This window comes from Methylobacterium sp. WL18 (genome assembly GCF_008040015.1).
In the GTDB taxonomy this organism is placed as follows: Bacteria; Pseudomonadota; Alphaproteobacteria; order Rhizobiales; family Beijerinckiaceae; genus Methylobacterium; species Methylobacterium mesophilicum.
Genome location: NZ_VRVD01000783.1, coordinates 1 through 1936 on the forward strand (window position 1 = coordinate 1; position 1936 = coordinate 1936).

General features: G+C 71.0%; 2 protein-coding genes. Both read left to right on the plus strand.

All coding sequences use genetic code 11. The features are described from left to right. Nucleotides 1-685: helix-turn-helix domain-containing protein (locus tag FV228_RS28230; RefSeq protein ID WP_246694060.1), on the plus strand; the 685-nt coding region annotated here is incomplete at its 5' end. A gap of 448 nt (nt 686-1133) precedes the next feature. Next, nucleotides 1134-1936: DUF2254 family protein (locus tag FV228_RS28235; RefSeq protein ID WP_147857516.1), on the plus strand; the 803-nt coding region annotated here is incomplete at its 3' end.

Sequence of the window (1936 nt, forward strand, 5' to 3'; positions counted from 1 at the left end):
GTTCCGCGGCGAGGGCGGCCCGAGCGCGCTGATGCGGATCGTGGCCGATTCGGCCGCCGCCGAGGCCGGCTCCGACCAGGAGGCGCCGACCCGCGCGGTGATCGAGGCGATGCCCGAGGGCTTCGTGGTCACCGATCCGGCCCGCCGGGTCCTGATGGCCAACGCCGCCTTCCTGGAGCTGGCGCAGCTCGCCACCGAGAGCCAGGCCCGGGGCCGCACCCTCGACCAGTGGCTCGGCCGCGAGGATACCGAGGCGCAGGCCCTGTTCGCCAGCCTCGTGGACCACGGTTCCGTGCGCCGCTTCGCCACCGTGATCCGCGGCACCTATGGCGGCGTCGAGGATGTCGAGGTCGCCGCCGTCTCGGTGCCCGGGTCCCGCCCGTGCCTCGGCTTCGCGATCCGCTCCGCCCCGCGGCGGATCCCGGAGGGGCGGCTCGCCGGCAGCCGCGACGTGCCGCGCTCGGTGGAGCAGATGGCCGAGCTGGTCGGCCGGGTCTCGATGAAGACCCTGGTCCGCGAGACTACCGACCTGATCGAGAAGCTGTGCATCGAGGCGGCCCTGCGGATCACCCGGGACAACCGCGCCTCCGCGGCCGAGATGCTCGGCCTCAGCCGCCAGGGCCTCTACGCCAAGATGCGCCGCTACGGCGTCGGCGACCTCGACTCACCGGCCGATGACGGGTGATTCTTTTTGAGGTTGGGGAAGGCGCGGCTGCCGGCTGCGTCCAGCGGGCCTGGCCGTAAGCGCCGACGCTTACGGCCTTTTCCCCTCCCCCTTGTGGGCTTGCGGATTCACACGTTGCAGTCGGATGGTTCTCGACCGCATGAGCAGTCTGTCCGAGGCCATCACGTGCCCACCCTCCCCCGCAGAGGGGGGAGGGAGACGCGCTTGGGGTTAGCGTCGGTCCACATCCACCGGGCGATGTGTGAAGATCGGGGCCGGCAGGGGGCGGGCCTATCGTAGCCCGACAGCGGGTGGGCGGCAGGCGTGGCCGAGGGCCGCCCCCCCCCCCACGGTGAAGCGCGGACGTTGCGCAAGTCGTCCGATCCGCATCACCCCGAGGGCGGACGGTCCCCCGTATCCGTGCCATACCGCATCCCGAGCGCACGCCGCGCGACAGCGAACGTCGAGCATGGCCACCATCACGTCGCTGCCGAACCGGTTCCTCAACGCCGTGAAGCGGTCGTTCCGGCAATTCCTCGCCCTGCCGCTGGCCACCGTGCTCGGCTTCGTGGGATTGAACGCCCTGATCTATCTCGCCGACCGGTCGTGGTCCGCCGGGCAGGCGCCGGCCGGTTTCCGGTGGCTCGGCGACCTGTTGGGCGACAGCGCCGCCCTGGGCAGCCTGCTGACCACCGTGGCGTCGAGCATCATCACGGTGACGTCGATCACCTTCTCCCTCCTGCTCATCGCCGTGCAGCAGGGCGCGGCCGCGCTCACCGCCCAGGTGACCGACCAGTTCATGGCCCGGCGCACCAACCAGTTCTACTTCGGGTATTTCGTCGGCCTGTCGGTCTTCGTCCTGATGACACTCGTGACCAATACCGGCTTTCACCGGCCGGTGTTCGGCACATCCCTGGCCCTGGTGCTGACCACTTCTGCGCTCTGCCTGATCATCGTGATGATCTACAACACGATCGACCAGATGCGGCCCGCCCAGATCATCCAGTTCATCCACGGCCGCGTGCTGGAGGCCCGCGCGACCGATCTGCGCCGGCTCGCCGCGACCCGCAGGACCGCCCGGGGCGACTGGCCGGTCGTCGCCGTGATCCGCTCCCGCGAGTGCGGCTACGTCGTCGGCTTCGACCTCGACCGGATCCAGGCGGCCCTGGACCGGCATGCGGGCGGGGCCGCGGAGATCGAGTTCGAGATCGCGGTCGGGACCTACCGGGCTCTGCACGATCCGCTGTTCCGGCTGCGCGGCCGGCCCGGCGC